Consider the following 25920-nt stretch of genomic DNA (forward strand, 5'->3'; position numbering starts at 1 on the left):
TGTGGTGGGGTGGTTATAATATTTCAGGAACTTCTTCGCTCTCTTCAGTATCTTCTTCTTCTGATTCTTCATTTTCTTCTTCGTCGAGAGCTGCTTGGTTGTAATCTTCTTCAGCATCAGTGAAATCTTCATCAGTATCCAGGTCTTCTCGTAAGAATTCTCTTTCATCTGGTGCACCATTAACCATTTCATCAAATTCTTTTCTTTTAAGTTTATCATGCATCTTTTCAAGGTAAGCATATACTGTTTTCTGTCTGGAACCGTCAAGAATCATTTCTATGGCTTCTCTTGCCATTTGTATGTTTTCAATTTTTCCGATGAGTGACACGGTTTTACCATAGATGCTGATTTCCACGTCTAGCATGTCGTGCATGATTTGTCTGGTTCGGCCGTTTTTACCTATTATTCTTCCTTTTTGTCTTACTAGTGCTTTCTTGGATTTTCCAACATAGTCTTGTAAGTTAATGATTTCTAGGATAAGATCATCATCTTGTAATCTTAATGCTAATTCTGGGTTAAATCCTCTTCCTATAGCTTTTATCATGTATCTTGCTTTCCATATTGCTAGAGGATCATCTGTTTCTTCTGTTGAACTGATGGAAATGTTTCCTGTTTCACTGTCTATTTTTAATTCAGTTTTTGTTATAATTTCAAGTTGGTGTTTGATTTTACCGTTTTTACCGATAGTTACTCCTACACGGTCTTTTGGTATTTTTAGATATTCTGTGTTTACCATAAATAAAAGCTCCTTAAATGTGGTGTTTATAATTAGTTATATCAAATAAAATAATATGATTGAATTTTTTTTCTGTATTTTAATTACTGTAATCTCACTTTAAAAAGATTATAATGAGATTATTTTTTTGGTGGTGATGATACTTAGCCTAGCATCTTCACATTCTATTATTATATTGGTTAAGATATTATTTAAAATTATTTATATTTTCATAAAACAATAAATTAGTTTTTCTTTTAGGGTATCATCTATCTGTTATACTTGTTTATTCAATTTAATTAAAATCATAGTCTTTAATAAAGTATATTTGTATAATATTAAGATTTTAAAAAAAAGTTTAAAATGGTGTGGAAAATTACAGATCCAATTCCTTCTCAAGCCGGACAAAAATAGACCTTTCCTCTTTCTGTTTTAAAATATCGCCACGAATCTCCTCGGGAGCCTCAATATCAAACATACAATTAGGACATTTAATATTAGCCCCACCACAATCATATCCACAATCACAACAGCCAGCATTCATATGATCAAACTCATGACCACAAATATCACACTTAATCAACATCATAATCAACCTTCACTCTTTTCTCACAATTCTGTTCTTAATATAATCAAATGTTAAATTTAAATTAAACTTCTTACTATCATAAACAATATTCTCAATATCCCTGTCCAACAACTGCATACTAGACGGATGACTAGTAAGTGTAGCCTGGGACACATCAATAACATAAGGATGGCCATGAGAATAAAGAATATTATACCTTGAAAGATCCCCATGAACAAGCTGAGCCTCATTATATGCTACATCCATGAAATCAATAATCTCCTCAAACACTTCACCCGCATTATCAAGCTTAATCTTGCTAAGAGGTGGAGCAGCACTAGCATCATCAGGGGAATGCTCCAAGTACTCCATAACGAGCACGTTTTCATTAGCAGTGTAAGGCTCAGGAACATTCAAGCCCAACTTATATAACCTGCTAAGATTCTTAAACTCCTTCTGAGTCCAAGCAGTAATAATCTGACGAGTATTATTTCCATGACTTTTAAAACGTGGATCCCCCGCTATATACTCCTTAATCTTCTTAAAATCAAGAGTAACTACCCTGTAAATCTTAACAGCAACTTCCTTGTCATCATCATCAATTCCAAGAAAAACGTTAGCCTCTTTACCAGTGCTTATAACACCATTCAAGCTCTTAAGATATCCCTGTTTAGCTAACTTATATAATACCTGCAAAGTCTTGTTATCAAACACTTCACTAGATACCTGCTTATCCTCAACACTCTTAAGCCTTTTTGTTTCCTCTAACTTTCGCATCTGGTTATCTGCATCCTGGTAATGTTTTTCCTTCAAGCAACATCCTCCCTTTAATAATCTTCTCTTATTCTAAGCAATACTCTTGACACAATATACAATACTGGTAATTCAATTAACGGCCCAACAACCAGGGCAATAGCAACCAACTCATGATTAGTGAAAGAACTAATTGCAATAGCCAATGCAAGGGGTGAATTACGGGCAAGAGTAGTTAGTGTAAGGCTTGCATAATCCTCGTAATTAAATTTTAATCTTCTGCTCACAACATAATCCAGTATAAAGTTCACAATAAAAAACAATATAACCGGAATAAACAGTACACCTATCTGGTCAAGATTACTTATTAAACTCTTAGCCTCAGTATTGAACAATCCAAAAATTGCAATACATAAGAAAGGCAACTGTAAACTACTGAAACCTGATGTTATCTTATCTTTAATAGGTTTATCCTTCAATATATATTTTACTATTAATGAAGCAATAAATGGTAATACAATAAATGTTATTAAACTATCAGCCAGATTCACTAACTCCAAACTATTGGAACTGGAGAAAAACAATAACAGATAAACCGGCAACAGTACCAGTTGAAGCACCAAGTTAAGTGGCAATATTGATAAACTAAGTGGCAGGTTTCCCTTACTCATCTTCGTAAATACAAGATACCAATCAGTACACGGAGTTAATATCAGCATCACAAATCCGATGAACAAGTCCAGATTACCATTTAAAAACAGGTTACCAAGAAAATAGCCGAATAATGGTGTCCAGATAAAATTAATGATTAAACTGGTGCTCGTAAATTTAATGTTTCTGAAACTATTCCTGATATCATTCAGTGGAACATCAAGAAATAGTGCAAACAGCATTAATGCTAAAAAAATAGTTATGAGTGATGGACTTATACTTCGAAGAAACTCTATATCATGTAACATCAAACCTAATATGACAGAACCAAAAATAAGTGCTGGCTCTAATTTTTCTATTAAGTCCATCGAAATGCTTTCCTTATTAATACTTATATTTTTAAGAATCCTCTTCTTTCAAGGTAGTTAGCTTCGGTACGTGTGTACCTCCATATGACGTCAGCTTTTTCATCACTTTGGAAGTCCCATGGTTTGACAAGTACCACATCACCTTCACGGATCCATATACGTTTTTTCATTTTTCCAGGTATACGGCATAATCTGATGTTCTTATCATTACATCTTACTTTGAGTTTTCCATGTCCAAGGATTTGTTCAACAATTCCAGGAATTTCTCCTTTTCGTGGACTTCTTACACGAACTGTTTGTTCTCCCTGCTGATTGTTGTTATTGTTCCTGTTTTTATTATTATTCTTATTTGATTTCTTCAAACTACATATCCTCCAAAATACTGTTTCATTTAAAAAGTAAATCCCTTTTAACCCTTTAAGGTTTAAAACCATCCTTATTAAATTGCACGCTTTATTATATTATTATATATATGGTATTGATTATATATTTTTTTCAAAAGAGAGCTAATTTTATCCTACTTTATTAATTTTAATTAATGATTTAATAGGTACATTATTCAAGTCATTTAGTCCCTTCTTATCAACAAGTACTGTGACTGCTACTGGTTGTGCACCATGAGTTTTACATACATTGATTGCATCGGTAATAGTAGTACCACTAGTTATTACATCATCAACAATAACAACTTTCTTGTTTTTAATGGTTGCAAAGTTGTTACTTATTGCTCCCTGTGCGGATTCATTCTTCATGTGTTTAACAGGGTGGAATACGGATAATTCTGCATCAAGTAAGTCTGCCATTATTGTTGCGAATGGTACTCCGCTGACACTTATTCCAACAACAACGTCTATTTCCTGTTCCTCGATTGCAAGGTCTGCTAGTGCGCTTGAAACGTACTGCATTCTTGCTGAACTGGATCCTACTGTTTTCCAGTTTATTGCGAAATCGTCAGGTTTTTGTTTTTGTTTGGTTTTGGTTACATTACTCATCTGCATGATTAACCATTGGGTTGTGTCCTTGGATATGTTTAATTCGTCAGCAATTTCACCTGTTGTTAATCCTTTGTTTCTTAATTCTGTTGCTTTTTCTATTAGTTTGTTGTTCATAGTACTCATCTTCTTTTAATCTAAATATATTAAACTTTTTTCTTTGGATGATTTCATTGCGGCATCAACAATTTTCAGTGCTTCAAAACCATCTTCTCCACTAACTTCTGGTGTGGTGTTATTTTGAACGGCATTAATGAATGAACGTAGTTCTTCTTTTAATGGTTCTTTGTTTTCTACTTTTACTTTTTCTACTTTATCATTTTCTTTGTAAACTGTTACGCTTTGTTCACCATAGTCTACTGATATTATTCCTTCTACTCCTGTTATGTTAAGTTGTCTTTTCTTGTATGGTGTTAGCCAGTTTGTTTCGAGAATTGTCAGTACATCGTTCTCGTATTTTGTCATGATTTCTGCATGATCTTCGAATGCACAGTTTTTAAGGTTGCTGCTCATATTAGCAAATACTGTATGAGCTTTACCATCAAATAAATAGTTAAATATGTCTATGTCGTGTATTGCAAGGTCGATTGCTACTCCAACATCTCTTATTCTTGGTGGGTATGGGCCTAAACGTTTTGCATGTGCAGTTACAACATCTCCTATTTCTCCGGCTTGGATTAATTCTTTAGCCACTCTTACTGCTGGGTTAAATCTTTCAACGTGTCCTGTTGCCAGCAGTACTCCTGCATCATGTGCTGCGTCTATCATTTCCTGGGCTTCATCCAGTTTTGATGCTATTGGCTTTTCTACTAGAACATTTTTTCCGGCTTCAATTGCATTCATGACCACGTCATGGTGGAATACTGTTGGAACACAAATGTTTACTGCTTCAATATCGTCTAATTGGAGGATGTTATCCATGTCTACGTATCCGACGGTGTTGAATTCTTTGGATACTTTGTCAAGTGTTCCTCTGACCATGTCTGATATTGCTAATAAGTTGGCATTTTCTAGTTCGGAGTATATTCTTACGTGGTTGTATCCCATCGCTCCTACTCCGATTACTCCTACATTTGTTTCTTTCATAATGCATCCTCTTTTAATCTGTTTCCGATAGATATTGCTGTGTTGATTGCATCATCTTTCTTTGCAGTTTCATTAATGTCTGCTAGTATTTGTCCTTCAGGACTTAAGAGTTTGCAATGTATTTTAATATCATTTCCTTTTACTTTTGAAACAATTCCGACTGGCCATTGACATCCTACTTCTATTGTTTCTAGTATTGCTTTTTCACATAATGCTTCGATTCTTGTGTCTTCGTGGTTGAGTTTGCTGATTACATCGTTGTATTCAGAATCTTTATGGGTCATTACTGCTAATGCTCCCTGTCCTGCAGGAGGTACGATGTATGTTTCATCAAATATTTCTTTTATATGTTCTTGTAATCCGAGACGGTTTATTCCTGCGATAGCCATTATTGTTGCATCATATTCTCCTTCTTCTACTTTTCTTATTCTGGTGTCAATGTTTCCTCTGATTGGTTTTGTCACTATGTTTTTTTCGTGTAGTTTGCAGAATGCTTCTCTTCTGACGCTGCTTGTTCCTAGTGTTGCACCATCTGGTAGTTCGTCCCATGTGTAGTTGGAGATTAGTACTTCGTTTACGGCTTCTCTTTTTGGGATTGCGGTTATTGTTAGTTGATCGTTTAATTGGCTTGGAAGGTCCTTAAAGCTATGTACTGCAAAATCTATGTCTCCGTCTATTAATGCAGTGTCTAGTTCTTTTGTAAATATTCCTTTTGCATCAATATTATATAATTGTGAATCTTTTATTTTATCTCCTGTTGTTTTTATTATTTTGGTGTCGATATGTTCACCGGTTATTTTTTCCAATGAGTCAACAACAGTTTGTGTTTGGGTTGTAGCTAATTTACTACCTCTTGTACCAACTATCAATTAACTTACCTCCTGTTTTTATTGAATCGTAGCATTTTTAATGATATTATGTTAATTTTAGTTATCTTTTAATACTTTATTTAAATTAAATATTTTTATACTCTCTATTTATATATGTTTAAAATTATTAATATAGTTTCTAGGGTTTTATTCTGGTGGGGTATTTTTTTTTAATTTATTGTTTTTTTGAAGGTAAAATATTTTAACATGTCTTGTTGGATTGTTTATGGGATGTTGTTTAAATAGGATAGTTCCTTGTCATATTTTTTATATTCGCTTCTGTATATTATTTGGATTAGGTTCACATCATAGTCTTTTAATCCTTTTTTTACTGCATCATCTAAGTGGGTGTAATGATTAAATTCCTGTTTTAACTGTTTTTTTAACTGTTCTCCTAGTTCTCCTGTGAAAATTATATTTTTGTCTGTTATGCTTTGAAGGTATTGTGCCAGTTTTTCTTCATTTATCTCTTCACAGGTTATTCCATAGTCTCCACCAATGATTAACAGGTATTCCTTGTTAAATTTTTCTAGATTGTCTATGCATTTTTTTATGGATGTTGTGTTGAGTCCGGGGTTTATGTCTTCTATGATTATTTTATCATCTATTTTTCTGTATGAATTTCTTCCTCGTATTTCATCATCCTTTTCCAGTTTTGAAATAATGATCTCTATATCTATACCAACTATTAATCCAGCACTAACTGCAAATAACAAGTTGTTAATATAAAAATCGCTTAAAGCAAAATGACAAACAGTATACCTTTTATCAAAATAATTAATGACAAAACGTGTTTCATCAATATCATACTCAATGTCACTGGCATATATGTCTGCACAGGTATCCTCATAACCTACAGTAACAGCATCCAAATCATCATAATACATCCTATAACAATCAAGATCACACAAAGTAAACTCTGAACTAAAAACACTCCTTTTAGCAACAGAAGCACTACAGGAATTCCCAGCAATAGGATAATCCTCAACAATATTAGTTAACACACTCAAAAACTGTCCAGGAACAACACCCAAAGACACTTCAAAAATACAAAAATCAATCCCACCAAGAACACCCTCAGCCTCTGCCCTATTAATAGCAGAAATTATACTAGCAGGAGTAATACTCAAATGCTCAACCAAAACCTTACCATTATAAGTTAAAGAATTACTGGTTAAAACAAGAAGATTATAATCATCCAAAACATTCTCCAAGAGACTGGTAACACTAGTCTTTCCCTTAACACCAGTAACCTGAATAATCCTAAAATCACAACAACCCTTCTTCTTCAATAAATAACCAACAAACTCATGATGAGTATAATCAGTCCCTATAACAGGGGGCATATGAACAGGATTAATCTTAACAAAACTATCCTCCTCAGCCTTAATCTCCTCAAGAGAAAGAAACGTAACATTAAAACGTTCACTATAACGTCTTTTCTCAGACAGACTAAGCTTATCATAAACATCATAAAAAAATAAATTATTACTGGTGAACTTACAATACTCCTCCAATAATATAAGTCCCCCATGATTAGCATCACTAATCAAAACATTCTTTTCAGGCATAATACAGCTCCAATGGATTGATTTATCCTACAGTTAACTTCTTATTAACACTCTCATAGAAATTCTTTCTAAAACGAACAAAATATGCGAAATTATCAGACTTTCTAAGACGAATCTCTTCCAAATAACCATACTCCTTATCATTAATCCCATCAAGCACTGCAAGACCCTTCTTATCAGTATCATTAAACTTAACAGTAATATTACTATCAGCAGGCACAATCTTAGGCCTAGTATTTAATTTAAACGGACAAATAGGAATAATCACAGCAGCATCAACACGAGGATCAACAATAGGTCCACCAGCACTCATGGCATAAGCAGTAGAACCACTAGGAGTTGAAATTATAAGCCCATCAGCACGAACATTATCCACAATCTCCTCATCAACAGTAATCTCAAGATCCAACATCTTACCCGGCTGACTAGTCATAATAAGCAACTCATTAAGAACAGTAATCCACTGCTCACTACAATAAACATCCAACTGGACACGTTCCTCAATAAAGAAATTATAACTAAGCAAAGCATCCAAACACTCAAAAACATCCTCCGGTTCAACTTCAGTCAAGAAACCAACAGTACCCATATTAATACTCAGAATAGGAATCTTCTTAGGAGACAAAACATGCTGAGCATTAAGAACAGTACCATCACCACCAATACATAAAACAAAATCAGAAGTCATATCATTAATGGAAGTTCTATACTCTTCATAATCCGGCAACTTATCAGCAATATTAGAATCAACCTCAACATTCACCTTATTCTCCAACAAATAATTAATAATGCTCTTATTCAATTCCAATGCTTCTATCTTATCAGTACGTGAAACAATTCCAATCTTCAAGGCATACCACCTCATAATATCTATAATAATCTTACAATATCTTCCTGTAAACTTTTATTAGGAGTAGCAACAATAGTGGTCTTTGCAAGCAAATCAATCTGACTGGACAACTCATTAGAATCAATATCAGTAATATAACCACCAGCTTCTCTTATAATAAGCTGTGAAGCAGCAATGTCAAGCACACGCACTGCCTGTGTATCCAGGAAAACATCATAAACACCCTCAGCAAGATAACACATTTCAACAGCAATAGCACCCATAATCCTCATCCTACGAACATTAGGGAAAATCTTATTCAAATCACGTTTAGTCCTGTAAATATAAGTACTTACAGTAGCATGCTTAGCCTCAGTAACACTAGAAACACTTATAAGCTTATTGTTTTTAGTAGCATACCTGTTCTTAACAGCTGTGTAAACATCATTAGTAGGGAAATTTTTAACATATGCCACTTCAATATCATCAAGTGTTACATTTTCAAGATCATCATCACCCTCTAACTTCCCAACCGCAATGGAAATACCATAACATGGAAGATTCTTAAGAGCATTAGTAGTACCATCAAGAGGATCCATGATAATAACAGCCTGTGCTGAATCATCACCAATCTTAATAGTACCAATCTCTTCACTAATCAAAATCAGTGAATAACCAGTATCTTCCAACACCTGAATAGCAGCATTCTCAGCATACTCATCAATCTTATGGGTAGGAGTTCCATCAGCACCAATCTTAGTAATACTAGTCAGTGAAGGGTCTTCTCTAGCAATAGCTATAGCCTCTTCAACATTTTCTGAGATATTATTACATAATTCTAACCAATACGTAATTTCGTCATCATTCATATTTTACACGTCTACTTCTATTTATGTTAATAATTTTCTATGTCAAAGTATAAATAAATAAGAATGAAGTGTGTATTTATGTTTAAACAATATTATTTTTAATAAAAAAGTGGGGTTGTATTAGGGGGGGGTTATTGTTGGATGCTGGTCACATCAATATTTAGTGATTCAGCATGTGGGAGGTTAATGTTTAATGCTTCTGTTAACACTTCTTCGATAGTGTTCATTGGCTTGAATGTTAGTTCGTTTTTCACTTCTTCTGGTACGTCATCTAAGTCTTTCATGTTACGTTTTGGTAGTAGTATTTTTTTGATGCCTGAACGGTGTGCTGCAATTACTTTTTCTTTTATTCCTCCGACAGGTAGTACTCGGCCTGTTAGGGATATTTCTCCTGTCATGGCTATTTTTGAATCTACTGGTATTCCTGTTATTAGTGATGCGAGGGTGGTTGTCATTGTTATTCCTGCTGATGGTCCGTCTTTTGGGATTGCTCCTTCTGGTACGTGTATGTGGATGTCGTGTTTGTCGTAGTCTGATTCTTTTAGTATGTTGGAGAATCTTGACCTGATGAGGCTTTGTGCTATTTGTGCTGATTCTTTCATCACGTCTCCTAGTTTTCCTGTTAGTTTTAGTTTTCCTTCTCCTGGTGTGAGTGCTGCTTCAATGTATAGTATGTCTCCTCCGACTGGTGTCCATGCTAGTCCTGTCACTACTCCTGCAGGGTTTTTATCTGGTACTAGTTCGTAGTGTGCTTTTTCGTGTCCTAGGATGTCATATAACATATCTGGTGTTACGGTGTATGGTGTTTCCACTTGGTCTACTATTATTTTTTCTGTTGTGTGTCTTGCTATTGCTTCTATTTGTCGTTTTAGGTTTCTTACTCCTGCTTCTCGTGTGTATTTTTCTATTAGTACTGTTATTGTTTCTGGTGTTATGGTTAGTTGGTCTCTTGTTAGTCCGTGGTCTTCAAGTACTTCGTCGATGAGGTGTTCTTCTGCTATGTGTTCTTTTTCTACTTTGGTGTAGCTGTCTAGTTTGATTATTTCTAGTCTGTCTCTTAGTGGTCCTGGTATGTCTTCTAGTGAGTTTGCTGTTCCTATGAAGAATACGTCTGATAGGTCGTATGGTACTTCCAGGTAGTGGTCACTGAATGAATCGTTTTGTTCTGGGTCTAGTACTTCTAGTAATGCGCTTGTTGGGTTTCCGTTGATGGATGCTGTCATTTTGTCTATTTCGTCTAGTACGAATACTGGGTTTGTTTTTCCTGCTTTTTTCATTCCGTTGATGATTCTTCCGGGTAGTGCTCCCAGGTATGTTCTGCGGTGTCCTCTTATTTCGGATTCGTCTTTTATTCCTCCGAGGCTTGCTCTTATGTATGGTCTGTCTAGTGCTTCTGCTATGCTTCTTCCGAGGCTGGTTTTTCCTGTTCCTGGTGGTCCTACTAGTAGTAGTATTGATCCTTGTTTTTCTTCTTTCATTTTTAGGACTGTGAGGTGTTGTATGATTCTTTCTTTTACTTTTTTGAGTCCGTAATGGTCTTTATCTAGTTGTTCTTTGGCTTTTGTGATGTCTATTTCTACTCCTTTTTCTTTGTGCCATGGTAGGCTTAGTATGGTGTCAAGGTAGTTTCGTATTATGTTTTCTTCGGAGTTGTTTTGTCCTTGTCTTTCTAGTTTATGTAGTTCTTCTAGTGCTACTTTTTCTACTTCTTCGGGTAGTTGTGCTTCTTTTATTTTTTCTCTGTATGTTTTATGTCCTTCTGTTTCGTCGGTTAGGTTTAGTTCTTCTTGTATCATCTTCATTTGTTCTCTGAGTAGTGATTGTTTGTGTGTTTCGCTCATTTTTTTGTTCAGTTTCTTTGCTATGTCCATTTGTAGTAGCATTGCATCTTTTTGTTCTATGAGTAGTTGTACGATTTTTAGTGCTCTTAGTTTTGCTGATTCCATTTCGAGTAGTTCTTGTTTTCTTGATATTGGTACTCTGATGTATGGGAATACTTCTGCTACTTTTTCTTGTGTGTCTAGTTTTCCGATTATTTGTTGGGCGTATATTTCTGAGTTTGGTATCAGGTTGCTTATTGTTAGTACGGCGTCGTTTATGTTTTTGTTTATTTCTATGGATTCTTGTTCTGTTATGTTGCTTTCTTCGGGTATTTTATAGTATACTCCGTGGAATGTTCCGTTTGCTTCTCTTATTTCTGTGACGAATACTTTGTCTTTTACTTTTAGTTCTATCTGGTATTGGTCTGGTTCTTCTTGTAGGTTTTTTAGTTGTAGTATTACTCCTATGTCATAAAATTCTATGCCTTCTGAGTCTGGTTGTGGTATTCCTTTTGGTGTTAGTATGATTCCTTCATGGTTTTCGTTTACTGTTTGTAGCATGTTTTCTGTGTGTGCCTTGTCTAGTTGTATTGTCATGTCTGTGTGTGGTAGGAGTATTGTGTTTGGGATTATGAGTATTGGTAGTTCGTTTTCTGTTGTTGTGGTTTTGTGGGTTGTTGTTTCTTGGATGTCTGTTATTATTTGGTTGTTTTTTCTTAGTGTTTGGGTGAAGGATAGGTTATCTTCATTTTGGGTCAACGTTTCACATCCTATTGTTTTTTATTATTTTTTTTATCTTTTGTGTGGTTAGTTTGTTTGATTTTGTTTTATAAAATCTTTATTTTTCGTTTATGTTTTTCTTAATGTGTGTTATATTATTTGTTGTATAATGATTATATACTTTATCTAAATATTATTACCAAATGTAATTAAAATATTTTCTGCCCTCAACAACACAAAAAACACACTCCATAAAAAATAATAATAAAAAACCTACAAAAATAATAGATAACCATACAAAAAGGAGAAAAAAATAAAATGAAAGTATCACTGACAAAAGGAGCATCAGAAGGACCAACCAAACTCAACGCATTCGACAACGCACTACTCGAAGCAAAAATAGGAAACGTAAACCTAATACCAGTATCAAGCATGCTACCACCAAACACACAACTAGTAGAAATGCCACCACTAGAACCAGGACTAATGACAAACTGCGTACTTTCACACCAATACTCAGAAAACCCAGGAGACGAAATAGCAGCAGTAATCGCATACTGCCAGGCAGAAGAAATGGGCTGCGTAATAGAAACAACAGGAATCAACAAAACAATCAAAGAACTAAAAGAAGAAGCAAAATTCATGGCAGAATACATGATGGAAAAAAGACAACTAACAATAACCGACTACAAAGAAATAATACAAACACACACAGTACAAGAAAAAGCAAGCGTAGTAGCAGCACTAGTATACCACAACCCAAAAAGACACTAAAAAAAATAATAAAAAAATAAGAGACATACTCTTTATTCAAGAATACCTAATTTAATCTCCCTTATTCAACTAATTCCTTAAGAACTTCAATAAATCTCACATTTTTCGGATGAGTTTCAATACTTATACGAATATAATATTCATCCAAATCCTGGAAACTAGTACAATCACGCACAATAATACCATATTCCATTAATTTCTCAGCAAGCTCTGCAGCAGTATAACCACTCTTATGAAGATCAATAAGCAAATAATTTGACTTAGACCTGTAAATATGCAGATTATCTATAGCATTAACACTATCATACAAGAACTCACGCTCAACAATTCCCTTACGAGTAGATTCCCTAATAAACTCTTTATCCTCTAAAGTAGCAATAACAGCCTTCTGTGACGGAACAGTCAAACTAAAAACAGGCTTTATACGGTTCATCTTCTCTAAAAACTCAGGATTACTTAAACCATAACCAATACGTAACCCTGCAAGACCCATAACCTTGGAAAAAGTACGAATAATAAACACATTATCATACTCATCTAAAAGATTCACATTATTAGTTTCACTAAACTCCCAGTAAGCCTCATCAACAACAACCAAAGCATCAGTCGCCTCAATAACTCTGATAATATCTTCTTGAGGAATTAATCCACCTGTAGGGTTATTTGGAGTACAAAGGAAAATAGCCTTAGTTCTGTCACTAATTTTTTCTAACACACTTTCAACATCTAAACAGTTATCCTCAACATTCCACTTTGCATAAACAGGCTTAGCAAACTGCTGCTTAAAAATATACTCATAATAAGTGTAAGTAGGAGGATGTGTGATAAACTCATCACCAGGCTCAATAAGCGTCTTAGCAAGAACATCAAAAATCTCATCAGCACCATCACCACCAACAATAACCTGATCAGCTCTTACACCAGCATACTCAGCAATCTTCTCCTTCAAATACTCATGATTACTCTCAGGATACCTGTTCATTTCACCAATAGAATCACGTATAGCATCATAAACACCAGGTGCAGGACCCCAAGGGTTCTCATTAGAACCAAGCTTTATAATATCCTCCTCGGCAACACCATACTTTTCAGCAATTTCCTTCTTACTCCTACCAGGAACATAGGTTTTAAATTCATCAATCAAAGCTCTAGTCTTAACCATAATAATCTACTCTTCAAAATCAAATGCTAATTTCACATATTCCTCAGCATTATCCATAATTCCTTCTATTTCTTCTTCACTTAATTCTCTAACTGCTTTTGCAGGACTGCCAATAATGAGAGAACCTTCTGGAAATTCCTTGTTCTCAGTAACCAGTGCACCTGCACCAACAAGTGAATTCTTACTGATGTGAGCACCATTCAATACAATAGCACCCATTCCTATAATAACGTTATCATCAATAGTACAACCATGTACAATAGCACCATGTCCAACAGAAACATTTTCGCCAATTTTAACAGGTTTTCCTTCACTAACATGTACAACACAATTGTCCTGAACATTGGACCTTTCTCCAATACTGATAGGAGCTTCATCTCCACGGACTACTGCATTATACCATATGCTCACATGGTCACCCAATGTTACATCTCCAACAATTCGGGCACCATCATAAATTCTTGTTTTATCAGACATTAGTATCACTTTACTTTAATTTATTTTAATTTTATTTATTTTTTTGATTATATTTTAAGGTATTAAAAAGACAATATTTATGTTTTTCCTACAAAACTGAGGGATTACCAATTTTCAAATAAAAAGTATTGTTTTTTACAATACCTATGATAGTTATTGTTTTTTACAATAACTTTTGATTCAATTATTTTTTCCTGAATTTTATAATAATTTCACCGTCATCATTTTCAGTCCATATTACATAATCTTCATCTTTTAAATCGTATTTTTTCAAGTATTTTCTGGGGATTAATGTTTTATCATCGTATATTCTGGTTTCTATCATGGTTATTGTTTTATGTTTGTGTTATGATAATTTTTGTCATTTATGATATTATTTTGTTAATAATTTCCTGTACTTTATTATTATTTAAAAATTATTTGTATATCCGATTACAAATATTATTTTATCAATAATAATAAATAGATTCTATGTGATTATATGAATATACAGCCTACTTATTCTTCATTGGATTATCCGGGGAAAATGTCCCTGGTCCTGTTTACTCCAGGGTGTGATCTCAGGTGTAAGTATTGTCATAATCCTCAGCTACTGAAGAATCAGCAATTAACTCGGTGGGATATTGAGGAGATAGAGGCTGAAGTTGAAAGTAATATGGATTTCATAGATGCAATAGTCTTAAGTGGTGGTGAACCATTACTGCATGTTGAAGATATAAAAAACTTCATAAAACAGGCAAAGGATTCTGACTTGCTCGTGAAACTAGACACTAACGGTTTGCACCCCGACGAGACAAGGGAAATAATAAAAGATTTGGATTATGTTGCAATGGATATTAAAGCTCCACTGGACAAGTATTATAAAATCACAGACGTATACCCAAAGGATACGGAAGAATTAATAAGAAAAACAATTAACATAATCAATGACAATAATGTCTTCCTGGAATGCAGAACAACTTATGTTCCACAATTATTAGAACCATCTGATATACAGGAACTAACAGCGAATTTGGACTGTGACAGGTACACCTTGCAACAATTCCGTAATAGAGTTACATTAGATGCTAATCTATCAAATTATGAGGAACCAAACCCCGAATTTTTAAGGGAAATATTAGAAAAACTTGAAACAAACATACCAGAAATACGTCTAAAATCAAGACAATTTGGTAACCAATTAATAAAGGGATAATTAACATGCCAATCTTACTGTTAAGAAATAAAGATATTGACTTAATCTCTGGAAAGAGAAATATTACTATAAGAAGGTTATGGAAACAACCATTATATGTTGGTGATAGATTATATTGTTACTGGAATATTTTATCGAAGGAGCGGGAAAAACTATTCGAAGCTGAAGTAACACACGTGGACATACTAACATTTGATGAAATAATACATGACCCCGGATTACCTGCAAAACTGGGATATAAGAATTCAAGGGAGTTGGAGAAGGATCTTAGGAAAACATATCCTAACAACACCACACCTAATGATGAGTTCCAGGTATTTGAATTTCGTAAGTTACATGTAACACAGTGGGAAGGCTCTGCAATTAATCAGAAGAATACTATTATTAAGAAGGCTGATGTTCTCTTTGAGATGGGGGAGTATGAACAGTCATCCTTATGTTATCAGGCAGCCCTGGAATATGATCGGGAGGATTCTCACCTGTTAAACAGGATAGGTGATAATCTTACACGTCTTGGCCAATTCGGGGATGCTATAAAGAATTATAGGAAGGCTATAAAGATAGAACCGGATAATGAGTACCTGTATAATAACATGGCAATAGCTTATCTTAACAAGGGAGACCCAGAAAAGGCGCTTAAGATGAGTACTGAAGCTCTTAAAATTAATTCAAGGAATACAACAATACTTTATTGGCGTGGACTTATCTATGAAATGCTTAACGACTTTGAGAAAGCTCTTAAATTCTTTGATTATGTGTTGAAGATTGATGATACTGATCCTGACGTTTGGAATGAACGTGGAACAATCCTTAACATGTTGGGCAAAAGTGAAGAAGCACTTAAATCATATGATAAATCATTAGAATTGTGTTTGGATGATAAAAAGGATTCTAATACTTGGGCAAGTAAGGCAAATACTCTGCTTGGCTTGGAACGTTATGCTGAAGCAATAGAATGTTATGATAATGCATTGAAGATTGATGATTCCAATCCAATAATACTTAATAACAAGGGAGTTGCATATATGGAGTTGGATGATTTTGAAAGTGCCATTGAATGTTTCACGAAGGTGCTTGTAATGTATCCTAACAATCCTGATGCACAGGTGCTCCAGGAAGTATGCCTTGAAAACTTATAAAAATGTGATATGTTATGGATAAGAGAACATTAAATAGTATAATAGTATCGGCGATTATAATTATAGTGATAATTATTCTGGGCTCATTCTTTAAGTAAATATAATTCTAAAAAAAATAGTCTGAAAATATTAAAAATATAGAATGGGGGGGGGAATTATTCTTTTTTCCATCTTTTTAGTTGTGGTATTACCTTGTTTAGCATTATAGTCACTGATTGTTCATCCATGTCAGAGTTTGCCACGGTTAAAGGGATGCAAAATTCTATCATTTCTTCCATAGTGAAATCTTCCTGGAATTCACCATTTTTGTAACAGAATTTACAGTAATCTTCGCTAATGCTTCCATCTTTGTTGGTGCCACGAATGTCATCTGTTAATGGCATAGCACATGATTGACAAAATTTTTCTTCCATCTTTTTTCACCTATTGTTAACTTGTTGCTTGTTATTTAATACTATGTTTTTTAAATATATATTCTTTATATAGTATTATCCCGTGTTCATGTTTTTTCTAATCATTCTTCTATGTTAACTATTTGTGGAATTTTACCAATCTTGGCAAGGTATTCTCCTTTTATGACGATTACTCCATCATAATATTCCTCATATTCTTCTGCCTTTTCCAGTGAGTTTTCCACTATTTCTTCGTCAGTTTCTCCTCGTCCATAATTTGCTATTTGTGTTGCCAGGCTGTCGGATATGCTTGCATATTTGCTGAATACTATCGTGGCATCTGTTTTTCCGAAGCTCTCGGAGGGTCCTACTGTCCCTGAAGAGGTGCATATGCCATATCCTTGTTTATATTTGTCTAGTTTTAATCCTATGTTGTTTGTGAATATGCTTTCTCCTGCGTAGACTCCTAATGTTATTTTCTTGTCTGTTTTTAATGCTATGTCTCCACCATTTTCTATTATTGTGAATTTGGTGCCATGTTTCATTAATTCTTCCAGACATACTTGGCTGATGCTCCCCGCTACTGCGGCCATTGGTCCTGTTTCTGCTATTTGTCCTGCTTGTGTCATTAATTCCAGTATTCTGTGGTTTTTAATTATTTCTGTTGGCTTGTATCCTGTGAATTTGGGGTTTTTGTTTATTGTGTCCTGTATTATTTGTCTTTGTTGCAGTATTATGTTTTCGATATCGTGTTGTGTGTCCGTTTTTAGCATGATGTGTGTTGAGCCAATGCTTATTTCTTTTTGATATATCTTATTTCTCATATGTTCCTCACCCCCTTATATTCCCGTCTAATAGTTCTATTAAATATAATTATATTATTTATAAGTTACAAATATATTTAACATATTTAGATTAGTAGGAGATATTATGTTATGATGCCTAAACCAAACCAGAACACGCATAAAATTAACATTAATCGGGACAATTTTCAGGGAATATCCTCAGAAAAAGTGTTACTTGACACCAAACCAAATTTCTGGTTATACTCTGAAAACTTCATATTAAAAATAGTAGTGTTACTATTATTGGTTTTAATGTTTGCACCTATAATGACACTGGTCTACTCAGTAAACAATCAATTAATTAACACATTTCGCATATCTATAGATAATGCAATGTTTTATGCAGAATTAATTCTCATACTCTTAATTGTCGTAGTTATCATTAAACTGGCCCTGGATGTTCTCGACTGGAACTATACAAACTATATTCTAACGGATGCACGGATAATAATTGAAAGAGGATTTATTCATAAAGAAAAACTAATCATATCCTACAACAAAATACAGGACATCGAAATAAGACAATCCATTCTCGAAAGAATAATAAACGTGGGCGATATCATAATATACGGTGCAAATGAAATGTCTGATACCATTCTTGACGACATACCTGCACCCAAAAAGGTCGAAGAAATAATAGTAACAAACGTGAATAAGAATTCTTTTACTAATCAAAACGTTTACCCAAACAATCAAACATACTACAATGGCCCATACCCAAATCAGCAAGCAAACATTCCCTACAATAACCAGCAAATGAACGGACAATACAATAACCAGCAAATGCCCGGACCATACCCAAACCAACAACAAAATCCACAATACAATAACCAACAACAAAATCAACAAAACAACTACAACAACCAAAACACACAAGAAAACTACCAATACATACAACCAGACCATGACAACAAGGAAAAGCATCATTACCTAAAACATGACGAAGACGACGAAGTAATCATACCAGACAAACAAACAAGAAAACAAATGTATGAAAACAGGGAAAAATATTCAACACAAAAAATAAACAAGGAAGAAGTATTTAGAAAACACGACGAAATGTTCAGAAAACATAAAAAATAGTGGGATTTAAATGACAGATTACGATATAATTGTAGTTGGAGCCGGACCCATAGGTTCAACATACGCCTACAAAATGGCAAAAAAGGGCTACGATGTAGCACTATTTGATATGAAAAACAGGATAGGACAACCATTACAATGTGCAGGCCTAGTATCAACAAACATCTGCGAAACAAAAAACCTACCCAAAGAATACATAGACAACAAAATAAGAGGAGCAAACCTATACTCACCAGACAACACACAAATCACAGTAGAAAAAGACAAAACAGTAGCCTACGTACTAGACAGGGTAATGTATGACAAACACCTCTTCGAAAGAGCCATAAACCAGGGAGTAACACCACACCTCGGAGAAAGAGTAATGGATGCGGACATAGAAAACACAACAATAAAAACACAACAAAGAAAATACACCTCAAGACTAATAGCAGTATCAAATGGGCCAACATCACAAACATCCAAGAAAATGAACCCACACATCAAAGAAGAACAATTCCTAGGACTACAATACACAGTAAAAACAGAAAATCAGGACACGGACTATGTTAACCTAAGCATAAAACAACCATTACTGCCCGGATTTCTATGGGAAATACCAACCTCACCCTACACAAAAAGAGTAGGACTATTCACCGACGGATCATACAACGAAGCAGAACAAATACTAAAAAACAAACTCAAAACAACAGATGAAATAATAGAAAAACACAATGGAATGATACCACGATTCAACCCAAACAAGAAAATAACACAAAACAACACAATACTACTAGGCGACGCAGCAGGACAAGTCAAGCCAACAACAGGTGGAGGACTAATCTCCGGATTCAACTGTGCAGAAATAGCCACTAAAAACACCAACAAAATGCTCGAAGAAGAAAACAACAAATACCTCGAAAATTATGAAAAAGAATACCATAAACGATACAACTCAGAATTCAAAGCACAACAAAACGTACAAAACATAATAAAAGAAATGACAGAGGACGACTTCAATTACATGTTCCAACAACTAAAAAAACACAACGTGGACCAAATAATATCAGAACATGGAGACATGGACAACCAAACACCACTACTAAAAGAATTAGTAAAAAGAGGAGTAATATTTAAATTAGTACCAAAAATAGGAGTAAGGAGGCTTAAAAACATATGGAAATCACTGTAATATTATCCCAAGAAAACGAAACACTACCTCGAGCAGAACTACTAGCCAGACTAGAAACACTAGAAATACCATATGAAATACAAAACGAATACCCAGGAGTAATAGAACTAGACGTAGATGCAGACAAACAAAAAATAACAGAACTAGGAGCACACCTAGGATACACACACGAAATACTAACAACAATAGACAAAACAACACCAGAAAAACTAACTGAAACAATAGAAAACATCCCCTGGGACAAGATAATTAAAGACTCATTCAAAGTTAGAGTAAAACGGATGGGAAACGGAGAAGTAGACAAGGACAAAATAGAACGAAGCATCGGAGGATACATACAAGACAAATGCCAAATGCCCGTATCACTCGACAACGCCGTGCACACAATAAAACTAGTATACACAAACCCAAAAACAAAAACCAACCAATACAAGGAAGAAAAAGTAATAGGATACAATAAAATAATAATAACCGAACTACTAATACAACAAGACAAGAAACACTTCTTCGACAACAAACCACACAAAAGACCATACTTCCACCCAGGATCAATGAGCCCAAAACTAGCATTATGCATGGTAAACCTCGCACACACAAGAAAAGGCGACACAGTACTCGACCCATTCTGTGGAACCGGAGGAATACTCATAGAAGCAGGAGACCTGAACACAACACTAATAGCATCCGACCTCGAACGATGCATGTACGAAGGAACAAAACTAAACCTCGCCCATGAAGGATTCAAAAACTACAAAGTATACTGGGAAGACGTAAGAAAACTAGAAATAGAAGAAACAGTAGATGCGGTGGCAATGGACCCACCATACGGAATATCAACAACGCTAGGTGGAGAAGACACAAAAAAACTTTACACAGAAGCATTAAATGCAATAGAAAAACATCTTAAACAAGACGGATACATCTGCATGGCAAGCCCACACTACATAAACATGCAAGAAGTAGTAGAAAACACTCCCCTAACCATAAAAGAACAACACTCAATAAGGATGCATAAAAGCCTGACAAGAATAATAACCGTACTAACCAAGAAATAGGTGAAAAAGAAATGTTTGAAAAACTAAGAATATTAGACACCACACTACGAGATGGAGAACAAACACCAGGAGTACTAATAACATCCGATGAAAAACTCAAAATAGCACTAAAACTCGACGAACTAGGAGTAGATGTCATAGAAGCAGGATCAGCAATAACATCAAAGGACGAACAAAAAAGCATAAAAACAATCACAGAAAACAACCTAAACGCCGAAATATGCAGCTTCGCAAGACCAGTAAAAATAGACATAGACACGGCAATAGACTGTGACGTAGACAGCATACACCTAGTAATACCATCAAGCGACCTGCACATAGAACAAAAACTAAGAAAAACCAGGGAACAAGTAGAAGAAATGGCCGTGAACGCAACAGAATACGCAAAAAGTCACGGACTAATCGTTGAACTATCAACCGAGGACGCAACAAGAACAAGCACAGACGACCTAAAACAATTATACAACAAATGCATAACAGCAGGAGCAGACAGAATCTGTGCATGCGACACAATAGGACTACTAACACCCGAAAAATCATACGAATTCTACAAGGAACTAGCAACACTAAACATGCCACTAAGCGTACACTGCCACAACGACTTCGGACTAGCAGTAGCAAACACACTAGCAGCACTACGGGCCGGAGCAACACAAGCACACGTAACAATAAACGGACTAGGAGAAAGAGCAGGAAACGCATCCTGTGAAGAACTAATAATGGCAATAGAATCATTATACAACACCAAAACACACATCAACACACAACTATTCTATGAAACATCACAACTAGTAGAAAGAATATCAGGAGTAACACTACAAACAAACAAGGCAATAGTAGGAGCAAACGCATTCGCACACGAATCAGGAATACACGCCGACGGAATACTTAAAAACTCAGACACATACGAACCAATCAAGCCCGAAGTAGTAGGACACCGCAGAAGATTCGTCCTAGGAAAACACGTTGGAAAACACGTGATAAGCGAGAAAATCAAGGAAACAAACACAACAGTAACAGACGAAGAACTAAACAGAATATTCGAAAGAGTCAAAAAACTATCAGACATGGGAAAAACAGTAACCGATGTAGACCTACAGGCAATAACAGATGACATACTAAGCATAAACCCAGAAGACTCACTAGTACTCGAAGAATACACAACAGTATCAGGAAACAAAGTAACGCCAACAGCATCAGTAAAAGTAAACATAAACAACAGGGAAAAAATAGAAGCAGGAGTAGGAGTAGGACCAGTAGATGCAGCAATAGAAGCCATAAGAAAAAGCATAGAAGACACAGCAGACATAACCCTCGAAGAATACCATGTAGATGCAATAACAGGTGGAACAGACGCACTAATTGATGTACTGGTAAAACTTAAACACGAGGACAAAATAATAACCTCCCGGAGCACAGAACCCGACATTATAATGGCAAGTGTAGAAGCATACCTGAAAGGAGTAAACAAGATACTAACAGACAAAAAAAGAAGGTAAACAAAGTGACACAAGACCTACAAAAAAAATTACTACAAGAACATAACATTACAGTACACACCTATGAAAACGTAACAGTAGAAGACATACCATTTCTACTAAAAAAAATAGATAAAATAACAGCAACACAAAAAGATTCAATAATACAGTTACTCCATACTGATAATATATGTGGACAGAAACACTTAAACCAGGCAATAGCACAAGCATTCAAGGCATTCAGTGAACAACAAAACTTTGCCAAGGACAGGGGACTGGAAATATGTGTCAGATTATCAGCACAAAAACAGATAAGTCAAGCACTTAAAATGCTGGGAATACAAAAACAAGGAAACATTACAGTAGTATATATTGACACGACAAGTGAACAAATACAGAAAACAGAAGAACTATTGGGAACAAGAAACGATGAACTTCTAGAACAATACAACTCAGAAAAAATACGAGAAACATATGGTATAAACAGTGATGTGGACATTACATGTAGTATTAATGAGAAAATAGCATTACTTGCTCTTAAAAATTAATTAGTGGTTAATTCCACTATTTCCTTATATTTTTAGAATCTATATGGGTATACTTCATTATTTTCATATTCAATTTTTAACCATCTTTTAAGCAGATCTTCTTTTACGGAATAAACTCCATTATTGTTTGAGATTAATTCTAATTGTATTAGATTTTTAAAGTATTTACTTAATGTTCCTGATTCAACTTCCAGTTTTTCTGCTAATTCTTTTCTTTGTAATGGTTGTTCTAATAATTCAATTATTATGTCTTTTTCCATGTTTGACAGGTTTATCCACGTGTTTATAATGTATTTGATCATTGAAAAAAGGTTGTTGTCGAATGTGTCTATTACAAGATCGAAAAGCCAATACAACAGACTTAAAACCCGAATACATGTCTCCCATCAATGCTTTAGGATTTAAACATCAATTTTGTAAATTCCATTTTAAACAAAATAACAATAAAATTATTAGAAAATATGTTAAAGATAACAATCTACCCGAGGAAAAAAATAAAAGAATATAAAAAGTTTTTACCAGAATTATATGAAATATATGAAGTAGAAACTCAAACAGAAGTAGCAAAAATCGTAGAAAACTTGAAAAATAAAATAAATGACTTTCCCGAAGTTATTCAATACATAATTAATGAAAAATTAGCACCGTATTTTAAAAACTTAACATATTTCCTTGAAAATGCAAAAATCGAAAGCACAAGCAATATCATAGAAAGAATATTTGAAGATCTTGCTCCAAAGCATGTGAAAAAAATGTTATAAAACCATAAAAGGATTTTTTATCAAGTTTTAATTTAAAATTAAAGCGATGGGATGAGAGGAATGCGATTTTACTGAAATGGCGTGAAAATACCCACTCTTGACAACACCCTTGCACCACCACCATAATTTATATAATTTAAATTACATAACTACCTATCGATATAAATTTTCTCAATAAGAGGTAATGCAAATGAAATGGAGTACACTTCAATCTAAAGCTTATGGATTAAATATTAATGATTTTATAAGTGAAAAATTTCTTGATAAACTTAGAAATGAGTTTAAAGATAAAGATGTTGATGTGATTACATTACAAATTACAGTTAGAGACAAAATAAGAGATCCTAAAAATGATGATGCCAAAGTAGAAATTATTTCATTATCTAATAGCACTATTGAAGATACATTACTGCATAACACTATTGTGGATGTTACATCTGATGAAAATTTTGAAAAAATAAAAAAAGTTATTGATAATTTTAAAATTAACTAAAATGAGGATGTTGAAGTTTATGTATTCTAATGAAAATGTTTATATAATAACTAATCATTATCTTTCTAAATCAGGCAATATTTATGATTCATTTATTAATGCTATTAAAGAATTGAAAGAAATAATTTATTCAAATGTTGAAAATATCATTGCACAAGATAATAAACCTTCCTTAGATGAGTTAATTGAAAATATAAAAGATTCATTTGTTAACACAGAAAATATTTTATCCCAACTTAATTTTTTTGAAGAAGAATATTATGATTTCTCATCTATTAAAGACATGGCATTCTATATTTTAGATAATAACTTATTAAATCAAATTTCAATCATTAGAAGTTTATTAAAGTCTTTCTATAATCTTGTTCAATTTAAAAAAGATGCTTCCGATGAAGAATACAAACAAAAATATGAAGAATTTTCTTCTGAATTAATTAATACAGAACAATTATTTTATACTAAAATATATGAACCTACTGAAAACTACAATGAAGAAGTATTGTTAGAAATATCCAATTCATTAATAGAATAATAACAGGAGATATGTTTATGAAATCATTTGTAGACACTAATGTTTCTATTGCATATATGTTCTCTATTGATCCTCTGAATAATAAATCAATGTCAGTTTTTAAAGAATACGAACGTATTTTTTGGTCAAAAATGGTTAAAAATGAATGTAAACAAGTATTTGAAAATAAAAGGAAAATTTTAGTTAAGTTTTATAAAGACTTAGTTAATTATTTAAAACCTGAAAATTTCCATAATTATTCATTCAATGAATTAAAAAAATACGTTTTTAGAAATTATTCTAGAAGTAAAAAACGTGAACAAATTTTAAGTTCTTTAGACAAATTTTGGTATAATTATGTTAATGAAAGATTTCCAACATACACTTCTTTTGTTCAAGCAATAAACAATTGTTTAAAAGACTTGAAACATTTACTTTATTGCAGAAAAGAAGAATGGGAAAAAAATACTTTTTTAACAGAAAAACGAACTGAAAAATATCTTGATTTGAAAAATAAATTAAAGTCTTTGAATGTTCATTCCCCTGATGATGAAATTGTTCTTGATGCTCATGACTTTAATTTAAGGAATAATATTCATTTAGATTTTATTACATTTGATAAAGATTGCTATGAAGGAGTATCTAAAATCAAAGAGTTTCAATTTAACAAAGTAAAAGGAAAAGATGACTATCTATAACTTGCTAATTATTAACTTGCATGAAATCTAAATTTAATATATCATGAGTACACAAAGTACTTCTCTTTTAAAAACATAGCCCATTGTTCTTCTCGTCTGTTAAAAAAATCGTCACCATATATTGATTCGAAATAGTATGCTGTTTGCCGTGACATTTCTACACTATTTTTAAAACGTATCATTTCAGCCTTCTTTTCATAGGATAAATAACTAATGTATTCATAATTCAAACATTTTTCACATATGTCCAATGAATAATTAGATTATTCCTTGATAAAAAGTTCTAATGAAGTTACTCGTGTTTTACCACATTTAGAACAAATATAT

Annotated in this window: 30 protein-coding genes and 1 pseudogene; 12 read left to right on the forward strand and 19 right to left on the reverse strand. The window is 33.7% G+C overall.

Annotated elements, in window-relative coordinates:
- Nucleotides 1-124 precede the first annotated feature (124 nt).
- The 12 genes and pseudogenes from PXD04_RS19500 to lon all read right to left on the reverse strand — a co-directional run.
- Nucleotides 125-736, reverse strand: a pseudogene (locus PXD04_RS19500) (KH domain-containing protein); the annotation flags it as partial.
- A gap of 355 nt (nt 737-1091) precedes the next feature.
- A complete protein-coding gene (locus tag PXD04_RS19505; protein ID WP_323736482.1) occupies nt 1092-1304 on the reverse strand; it encodes a hypothetical protein in 213 nt (70 codons plus the stop codon).
- 9 nt (nt 1305-1313) lie between these two features.
- On the reverse strand, nt 1314-2096 hold the full coding sequence (locus PXD04_RS19510) for a serine protein kinase RIO (protein ID WP_323736483.1): 783 nt from the start codon (nt 2094-2096) through the stop codon (nt 1314-1316).
- 14 nt (nt 2097-2110) lie between these two features.
- A complete protein-coding gene (locus PXD04_RS19515; protein WP_323736484.1) occupies nt 2111-3055 on the reverse strand; it encodes an arsenic resistance protein in 945 nt (314 codons plus the stop codon).
- A gap of 23 nt (nt 3056-3078) precedes the next feature.
- Nucleotides 3079-3417, reverse strand: a complete 339-nt coding sequence (gene eif1A, locus PXD04_RS19520; protein ID WP_323736485.1) for a translation initiation factor eIF-1A — start codon at nt 3415-3417, stop codon at nt 3079-3081.
- A 150-nt stretch (nt 3418-3567) separates the two neighbouring features.
- Complete coding sequence (locus PXD04_RS19525; protein ID WP_323736486.1) at nt 3568-4164, reverse strand: orotate phosphoribosyltransferase-like protein; 597 nt, start codon at nt 4162-4164, stop codon at nt 3568-3570.
- 15 nt (nt 4165-4179) lie between these two features.
- Nucleotides 4180-5133, reverse strand: coding sequence for a Gfo/Idh/MocA family oxidoreductase (locus tag PXD04_RS19530; protein ID WP_323736487.1), 954 nt, complete (start codon nt 5131-5133; stop codon nt 4180-4182).
- Nucleotides 5130-6002 carry a hydroxymethylbilane synthase gene (gene hemC / locus PXD04_RS19535; protein ID WP_323736488.1) on the reverse strand — a complete coding sequence of 291 codons (873 nt, stop codon included), beginning with the start codon at nt 6000-6002 and terminating at the stop codon, nt 5130-5132. The genes PXD04_RS19530 and hemC overlap by 4 nt, the downstream gene beginning before the upstream one ends.
- Nucleotides 6003-6226: 224 nt before the next feature.
- Nucleotides 6227-7573: a coenzyme F430 synthase gene (gene cfbE, locus PXD04_RS19540; protein WP_323736489.1), complete on the reverse strand. Its 1347-nt coding sequence runs from the start codon at nt 7571-7573 to the stop codon at nt 6227-6229.
- A 22-nt stretch (nt 7574-7595) separates the two neighbouring features.
- Nucleotides 7596-8423, reverse strand: a complete 828-nt coding sequence (locus PXD04_RS19545; RefSeq protein ID WP_323736490.1) for an NAD(+) kinase — start codon at nt 8421-8423, stop codon at nt 7596-7598.
- A gap of 20 nt (nt 8424-8443) precedes the next feature.
- Nucleotides 8444-9271, reverse strand: a complete 828-nt coding sequence (locus PXD04_RS19550; RefSeq protein ID WP_323736491.1) for a bifunctional fructose-bisphosphatase/inositol-phosphate phosphatase — start codon at nt 9269-9271, stop codon at nt 8444-8446.
- A 131-nt stretch (nt 9272-9402) separates the two neighbouring features.
- Complete coding sequence (gene lon / locus PXD04_RS19555; protein WP_323736492.1) at nt 9403-11850, reverse strand: endopeptidase La; 2448 nt, start codon at nt 11848-11850, stop codon at nt 9403-9405.
- Between the two features lie 279 nt (nt 11851-12129).
- Here lon and PXD04_RS19560 point away from each other — a divergent pair, with 279 nt between their 5' ends.
- Nucleotides 12130-12585 carry a pyruvoyl-dependent arginine decarboxylase gene (locus tag PXD04_RS19560; RefSeq protein ID WP_323736493.1) on the forward strand — a complete coding sequence of 152 codons (456 nt, stop codon included), beginning with the start codon at nt 12130-12132 and terminating at the stop codon, nt 12583-12585.
- Nucleotides 12586-12646: 61 nt separating this feature from the next.
- On the opposite strand, the gene hisC is transcribed toward PXD04_RS19560, so the two are convergent.
- From hisC to PXD04_RS19575, 3 genes are all read right to left on the reverse strand, one after another.
- A complete protein-coding gene (gene hisC, locus PXD04_RS19565) occupies nt 12647-13747 on the reverse strand; it encodes a histidinol-phosphate transaminase (RefSeq protein ID WP_323736494.1) in 1101 nt (366 codons plus the stop codon).
- A 6-nt stretch (nt 13748-13753) separates the two neighbouring features.
- Nucleotides 13754-14224, reverse strand: a complete 471-nt coding sequence (locus PXD04_RS19570; protein WP_323736495.1) for a gamma carbonic anhydrase family protein — start codon at nt 14222-14224, stop codon at nt 13754-13756.
- Nucleotides 14225-14408: 184 nt separating this feature from the next.
- Nucleotides 14409-14549: a hypothetical protein gene (locus tag PXD04_RS19575; protein ID WP_323736496.1), complete on the reverse strand. Its 141-nt coding sequence runs from the start codon at nt 14547-14549 to the stop codon at nt 14409-14411.
- Nucleotides 14550-14705: 156 nt separating this feature from the next.
- On the opposite strand from PXD04_RS19575, the gene PXD04_RS19580 reads away from it, so the two are divergent.
- Entirely contained in the window at nt 14706-15419 is a 714-nt protein-coding gene (locus PXD04_RS19580) for an anaerobic ribonucleoside-triphosphate reductase activating protein (protein WP_323736497.1), read from the forward strand.
- Between the two features lie 5 nt (nt 15420-15424).
- On the forward strand, nt 15425-16558 hold the full coding sequence (locus PXD04_RS19585) for a tetratricopeptide repeat protein (RefSeq protein WP_323736498.1): 1134 nt from the start codon (nt 15425-15427) through the stop codon (nt 16556-16558).
- Between the two features lie 155 nt (nt 16559-16713).
- Here PXD04_RS19585 and PXD04_RS19590 read toward each other — a convergent pair whose 3' ends face one another.
- Nucleotides 16714-16971 carry a zinc ribbon domain-containing protein gene (locus tag PXD04_RS19590; RefSeq protein ID WP_323736499.1) on the reverse strand — a complete coding sequence of 86 codons (258 nt, stop codon included), beginning with the start codon at nt 16969-16971 and terminating at the stop codon, nt 16714-16716.
- 101 nt (nt 16972-17072) lie between these two features.
- Nucleotides 17073-17774: a UPF0280 family protein gene (locus PXD04_RS19595; protein ID WP_323736500.1), complete on the reverse strand. Its 702-nt coding sequence runs from the start codon at nt 17772-17774 to the stop codon at nt 17073-17075.
- 111 nt (nt 17775-17885) lie between these two features.
- On the opposite strand from PXD04_RS19595, the gene PXD04_RS19600 reads away from it, so the two are divergent.
- From PXD04_RS19600 to cgi121, 5 genes are read left to right on the forward strand one after another with little or no spacing between them, the layout of a single operon-like run.
- Nucleotides 17886-18878: a PH domain-containing protein gene (locus PXD04_RS19600; protein WP_323736501.1), complete on the forward strand. Its 993-nt coding sequence runs from the start codon at nt 17886-17888 to the stop codon at nt 18876-18878.
- 10 nt (nt 18879-18888) lie between these two features.
- Nucleotides 18889-20049, forward strand: coding sequence for an NAD(P)/FAD-dependent oxidoreductase (locus PXD04_RS19605; protein WP_323736502.1), 1161 nt, complete (start codon nt 18889-18891; stop codon nt 20047-20049).
- Nucleotides 20034-21104, forward strand: coding sequence for a DNA methyltransferase (locus PXD04_RS19610; RefSeq protein WP_323736503.1), 1071 nt, complete (start codon nt 20034-20036; stop codon nt 21102-21104). Before PXD04_RS19605 ends, PXD04_RS19610 begins: the two co-directional genes overlap by 16 nt.
- 11 nt (nt 21105-21115) lie before the next feature.
- On the forward strand, nt 21116-22603 hold the full coding sequence (locus PXD04_RS19615; RefSeq protein ID WP_323736504.1) for a (R)-citramalate synthase: 1488 nt from the start codon (nt 21116-21118) through the stop codon (nt 22601-22603).
- Between the two features lie 5 nt (nt 22604-22608).
- Complete coding sequence (cgi121, locus tag PXD04_RS19620; protein ID WP_323736505.1) at nt 22609-23130, forward strand: KEOPS complex subunit Cgi121; 522 nt, start codon at nt 22609-22611, stop codon at nt 23128-23130.
- A gap of 32 nt (nt 23131-23162) precedes the next feature.
- Here the strand turns inward: cgi121 and PXD04_RS19625 are convergent, their stop codons facing one another.
- Nucleotides 23163-23486, reverse strand: coding sequence for a hypothetical protein (locus PXD04_RS19625; protein ID WP_323736506.1), 324 nt, complete (start codon nt 23484-23486; stop codon nt 23163-23165).
- Nucleotides 23487-23591: 105 nt separating this feature from the next.
- On the opposite strand from PXD04_RS19625, the gene PXD04_RS19630 reads away from it, so the two are divergent.
- The 4 genes from PXD04_RS19630 to PXD04_RS19645 all read left to right on the forward strand — a co-directional run bounded on the left by PXD04_RS19630 (nt 23592) and on the right by PXD04_RS19645 (nt 25593).
- Nucleotides 23592-23891, forward strand: coding sequence for a hypothetical protein (locus PXD04_RS19630; protein ID WP_323736507.1), 300 nt, complete (start codon nt 23592-23594; stop codon nt 23889-23891).
- A 190-nt stretch (nt 23892-24081) separates the two neighbouring features.
- Nucleotides 24082-24384 carry a hypothetical protein gene (locus tag PXD04_RS19635; RefSeq protein ID WP_323736508.1) on the forward strand — a complete coding sequence of 101 codons (303 nt, stop codon included), beginning with the start codon at nt 24082-24084 and terminating at the stop codon, nt 24382-24384.
- Nucleotides 24385-24403: 19 nt separating this feature from the next.
- Entirely contained in the window at nt 24404-24916 is a 513-nt protein-coding gene (locus PXD04_RS19640; protein WP_323736509.1) for a hypothetical protein, read from the forward strand.
- Nucleotides 24917-24933: 17 nt separating this feature from the next.
- Nucleotides 24934-25593: a hypothetical protein gene (locus tag PXD04_RS19645; RefSeq protein ID WP_323736510.1), complete on the forward strand. Its 660-nt coding sequence runs from the start codon at nt 24934-24936 to the stop codon at nt 25591-25593.
- Between the two features lie 41 nt (nt 25594-25634).
- On the opposite strand, the gene PXD04_RS19650 is transcribed toward PXD04_RS19645, so the two are convergent.
- Nucleotides 25635-25823 carry a hypothetical protein gene (locus PXD04_RS19650; protein ID WP_323736511.1) on the reverse strand — a complete coding sequence of 63 codons (189 nt, stop codon included), beginning with the start codon at nt 25821-25823 and terminating at the stop codon, nt 25635-25637.
- Nucleotides 25824-25920: the final 97 nt, after the last annotated feature.

It is taken from the genome of Methanosphaera sp. ISO3-F5, from assembly GCF_034480035.2.
Taxonomy (GTDB): domain Archaea; phylum Methanobacteriota; class Methanobacteria; order Methanobacteriales; family Methanobacteriaceae; genus Methanosphaera.

Coding starts and splice junctions, on each gene's coding strand:
- PXD04_RS19630 (WP_323736507.1), top strand. CDS start 23,592: ATGTTAAAGATAACAATCTACCCGAGGAAAAAAATAAAAGAATATAAA.
- PXD04_RS19505 (WP_323736482.1), bottom strand. CDS start 1,304: ATGATGTTGATTAAGTGTGATATTTGTGGTCATGAGTTTGATCATATG.
- PXD04_RS19595 (WP_323736500.1), bottom strand. CDS start 17,774: ATGAGAAATAAGATATATCAAAAAGAAATAAGCATTGGCTCAACACAC.
- PXD04_RS19525 (WP_323736486.1), bottom strand. CDS start 4,164: ATGAACAACAAACTAATAGAAAAAGCAACAGAATTAAGAAACAAAGGA.
- PXD04_RS19570 (WP_323736495.1), bottom strand. CDS start 14,224: ATGTCTGATAAAACAAGAATTTATGATGGTGCCCGAATTGTTGGAGAT.
- PXD04_RS19580 (WP_323736497.1), top strand. CDS start 14,706: ATGAATATACAGCCTACTTATTCTTCATTGGATTATCCGGGGAAAATG.
- PXD04_RS19530 (WP_323736487.1), bottom strand. CDS start 5,133: ATGAAAGAAACAAATGTAGGAGTAATCGGAGTAGGAGCGATGGGATAC.
- PXD04_RS19560 (WP_323736493.1), top strand. CDS start 12,130: ATGAAAGTATCACTGACAAAAGGAGCATCAGAAGGACCAACCAAACTC.
- PXD04_RS19635 (WP_323736508.1), top strand. CDS start 24,082: ATGAAATGGAGTACACTTCAATCTAAAGCTTATGGATTAAATATTAAT.
- cfbE (WP_323736489.1), bottom strand. CDS start 7,573: ATGCCTGAAAAGAATGTTTTGATTAGTGATGCTAATCATGGGGGACTT.
- PXD04_RS19615 (WP_323736504.1), top strand. CDS start 21,116: ATGTTTGAAAAACTAAGAATATTAGACACCACACTACGAGATGGAGAA.
- PXD04_RS19515 (WP_323736484.1), bottom strand. CDS start 3,055: ATGGACTTAATAGAAAAATTAGAGCCAGCACTTATTTTTGGTTCTGTC.
- hisC (WP_323736494.1), bottom strand. CDS start 13,747: ATGGTTAAGACTAGAGCTTTGATTGATGAATTTAAAACCTATGTTCCT.
- PXD04_RS19575 (WP_323736496.1), bottom strand. CDS start 14,549: ATGATAGAAACCAGAATATACGATGATAAAACATTAATCCCCAGAAAA.
- PXD04_RS19645 (WP_323736510.1), top strand. CDS start 24,934: ATGAAATCATTTGTAGACACTAATGTTTCTATTGCATATATGTTCTCT.
- PXD04_RS19605 (WP_323736502.1), top strand. CDS start 18,889: ATGACAGATTACGATATAATTGTAGTTGGAGCCGGACCCATAGGTTCA.
- PXD04_RS19610 (WP_323736503.1), top strand. CDS start 20,034: ATGGAAATCACTGTAATATTATCCCAAGAAAACGAAACACTACCTCGA.
- PXD04_RS19640 (WP_323736509.1), top strand. CDS start 24,404: ATGTATTCTAATGAAAATGTTTATATAATAACTAATCATTATCTTTCT.
- PXD04_RS19590 (WP_323736499.1), bottom strand. CDS start 16,971: ATGGAAGAAAAATTTTGTCAATCATGTGCTATGCCATTAACAGATGAC.
- PXD04_RS19600 (WP_323736501.1), top strand. CDS start 17,886: ATGATGCCTAAACCAAACCAGAACACGCATAAAATTAACATTAATCGG.
- PXD04_RS19585 (WP_323736498.1), top strand. CDS start 15,425: ATGCCAATCTTACTGTTAAGAAATAAAGATATTGACTTAATCTCTGGA.
- PXD04_RS19550 (WP_323736491.1), bottom strand. CDS start 9,271: ATGAATGATGACGAAATTACGTATTGGTTAGAATTATGTAATAATATC.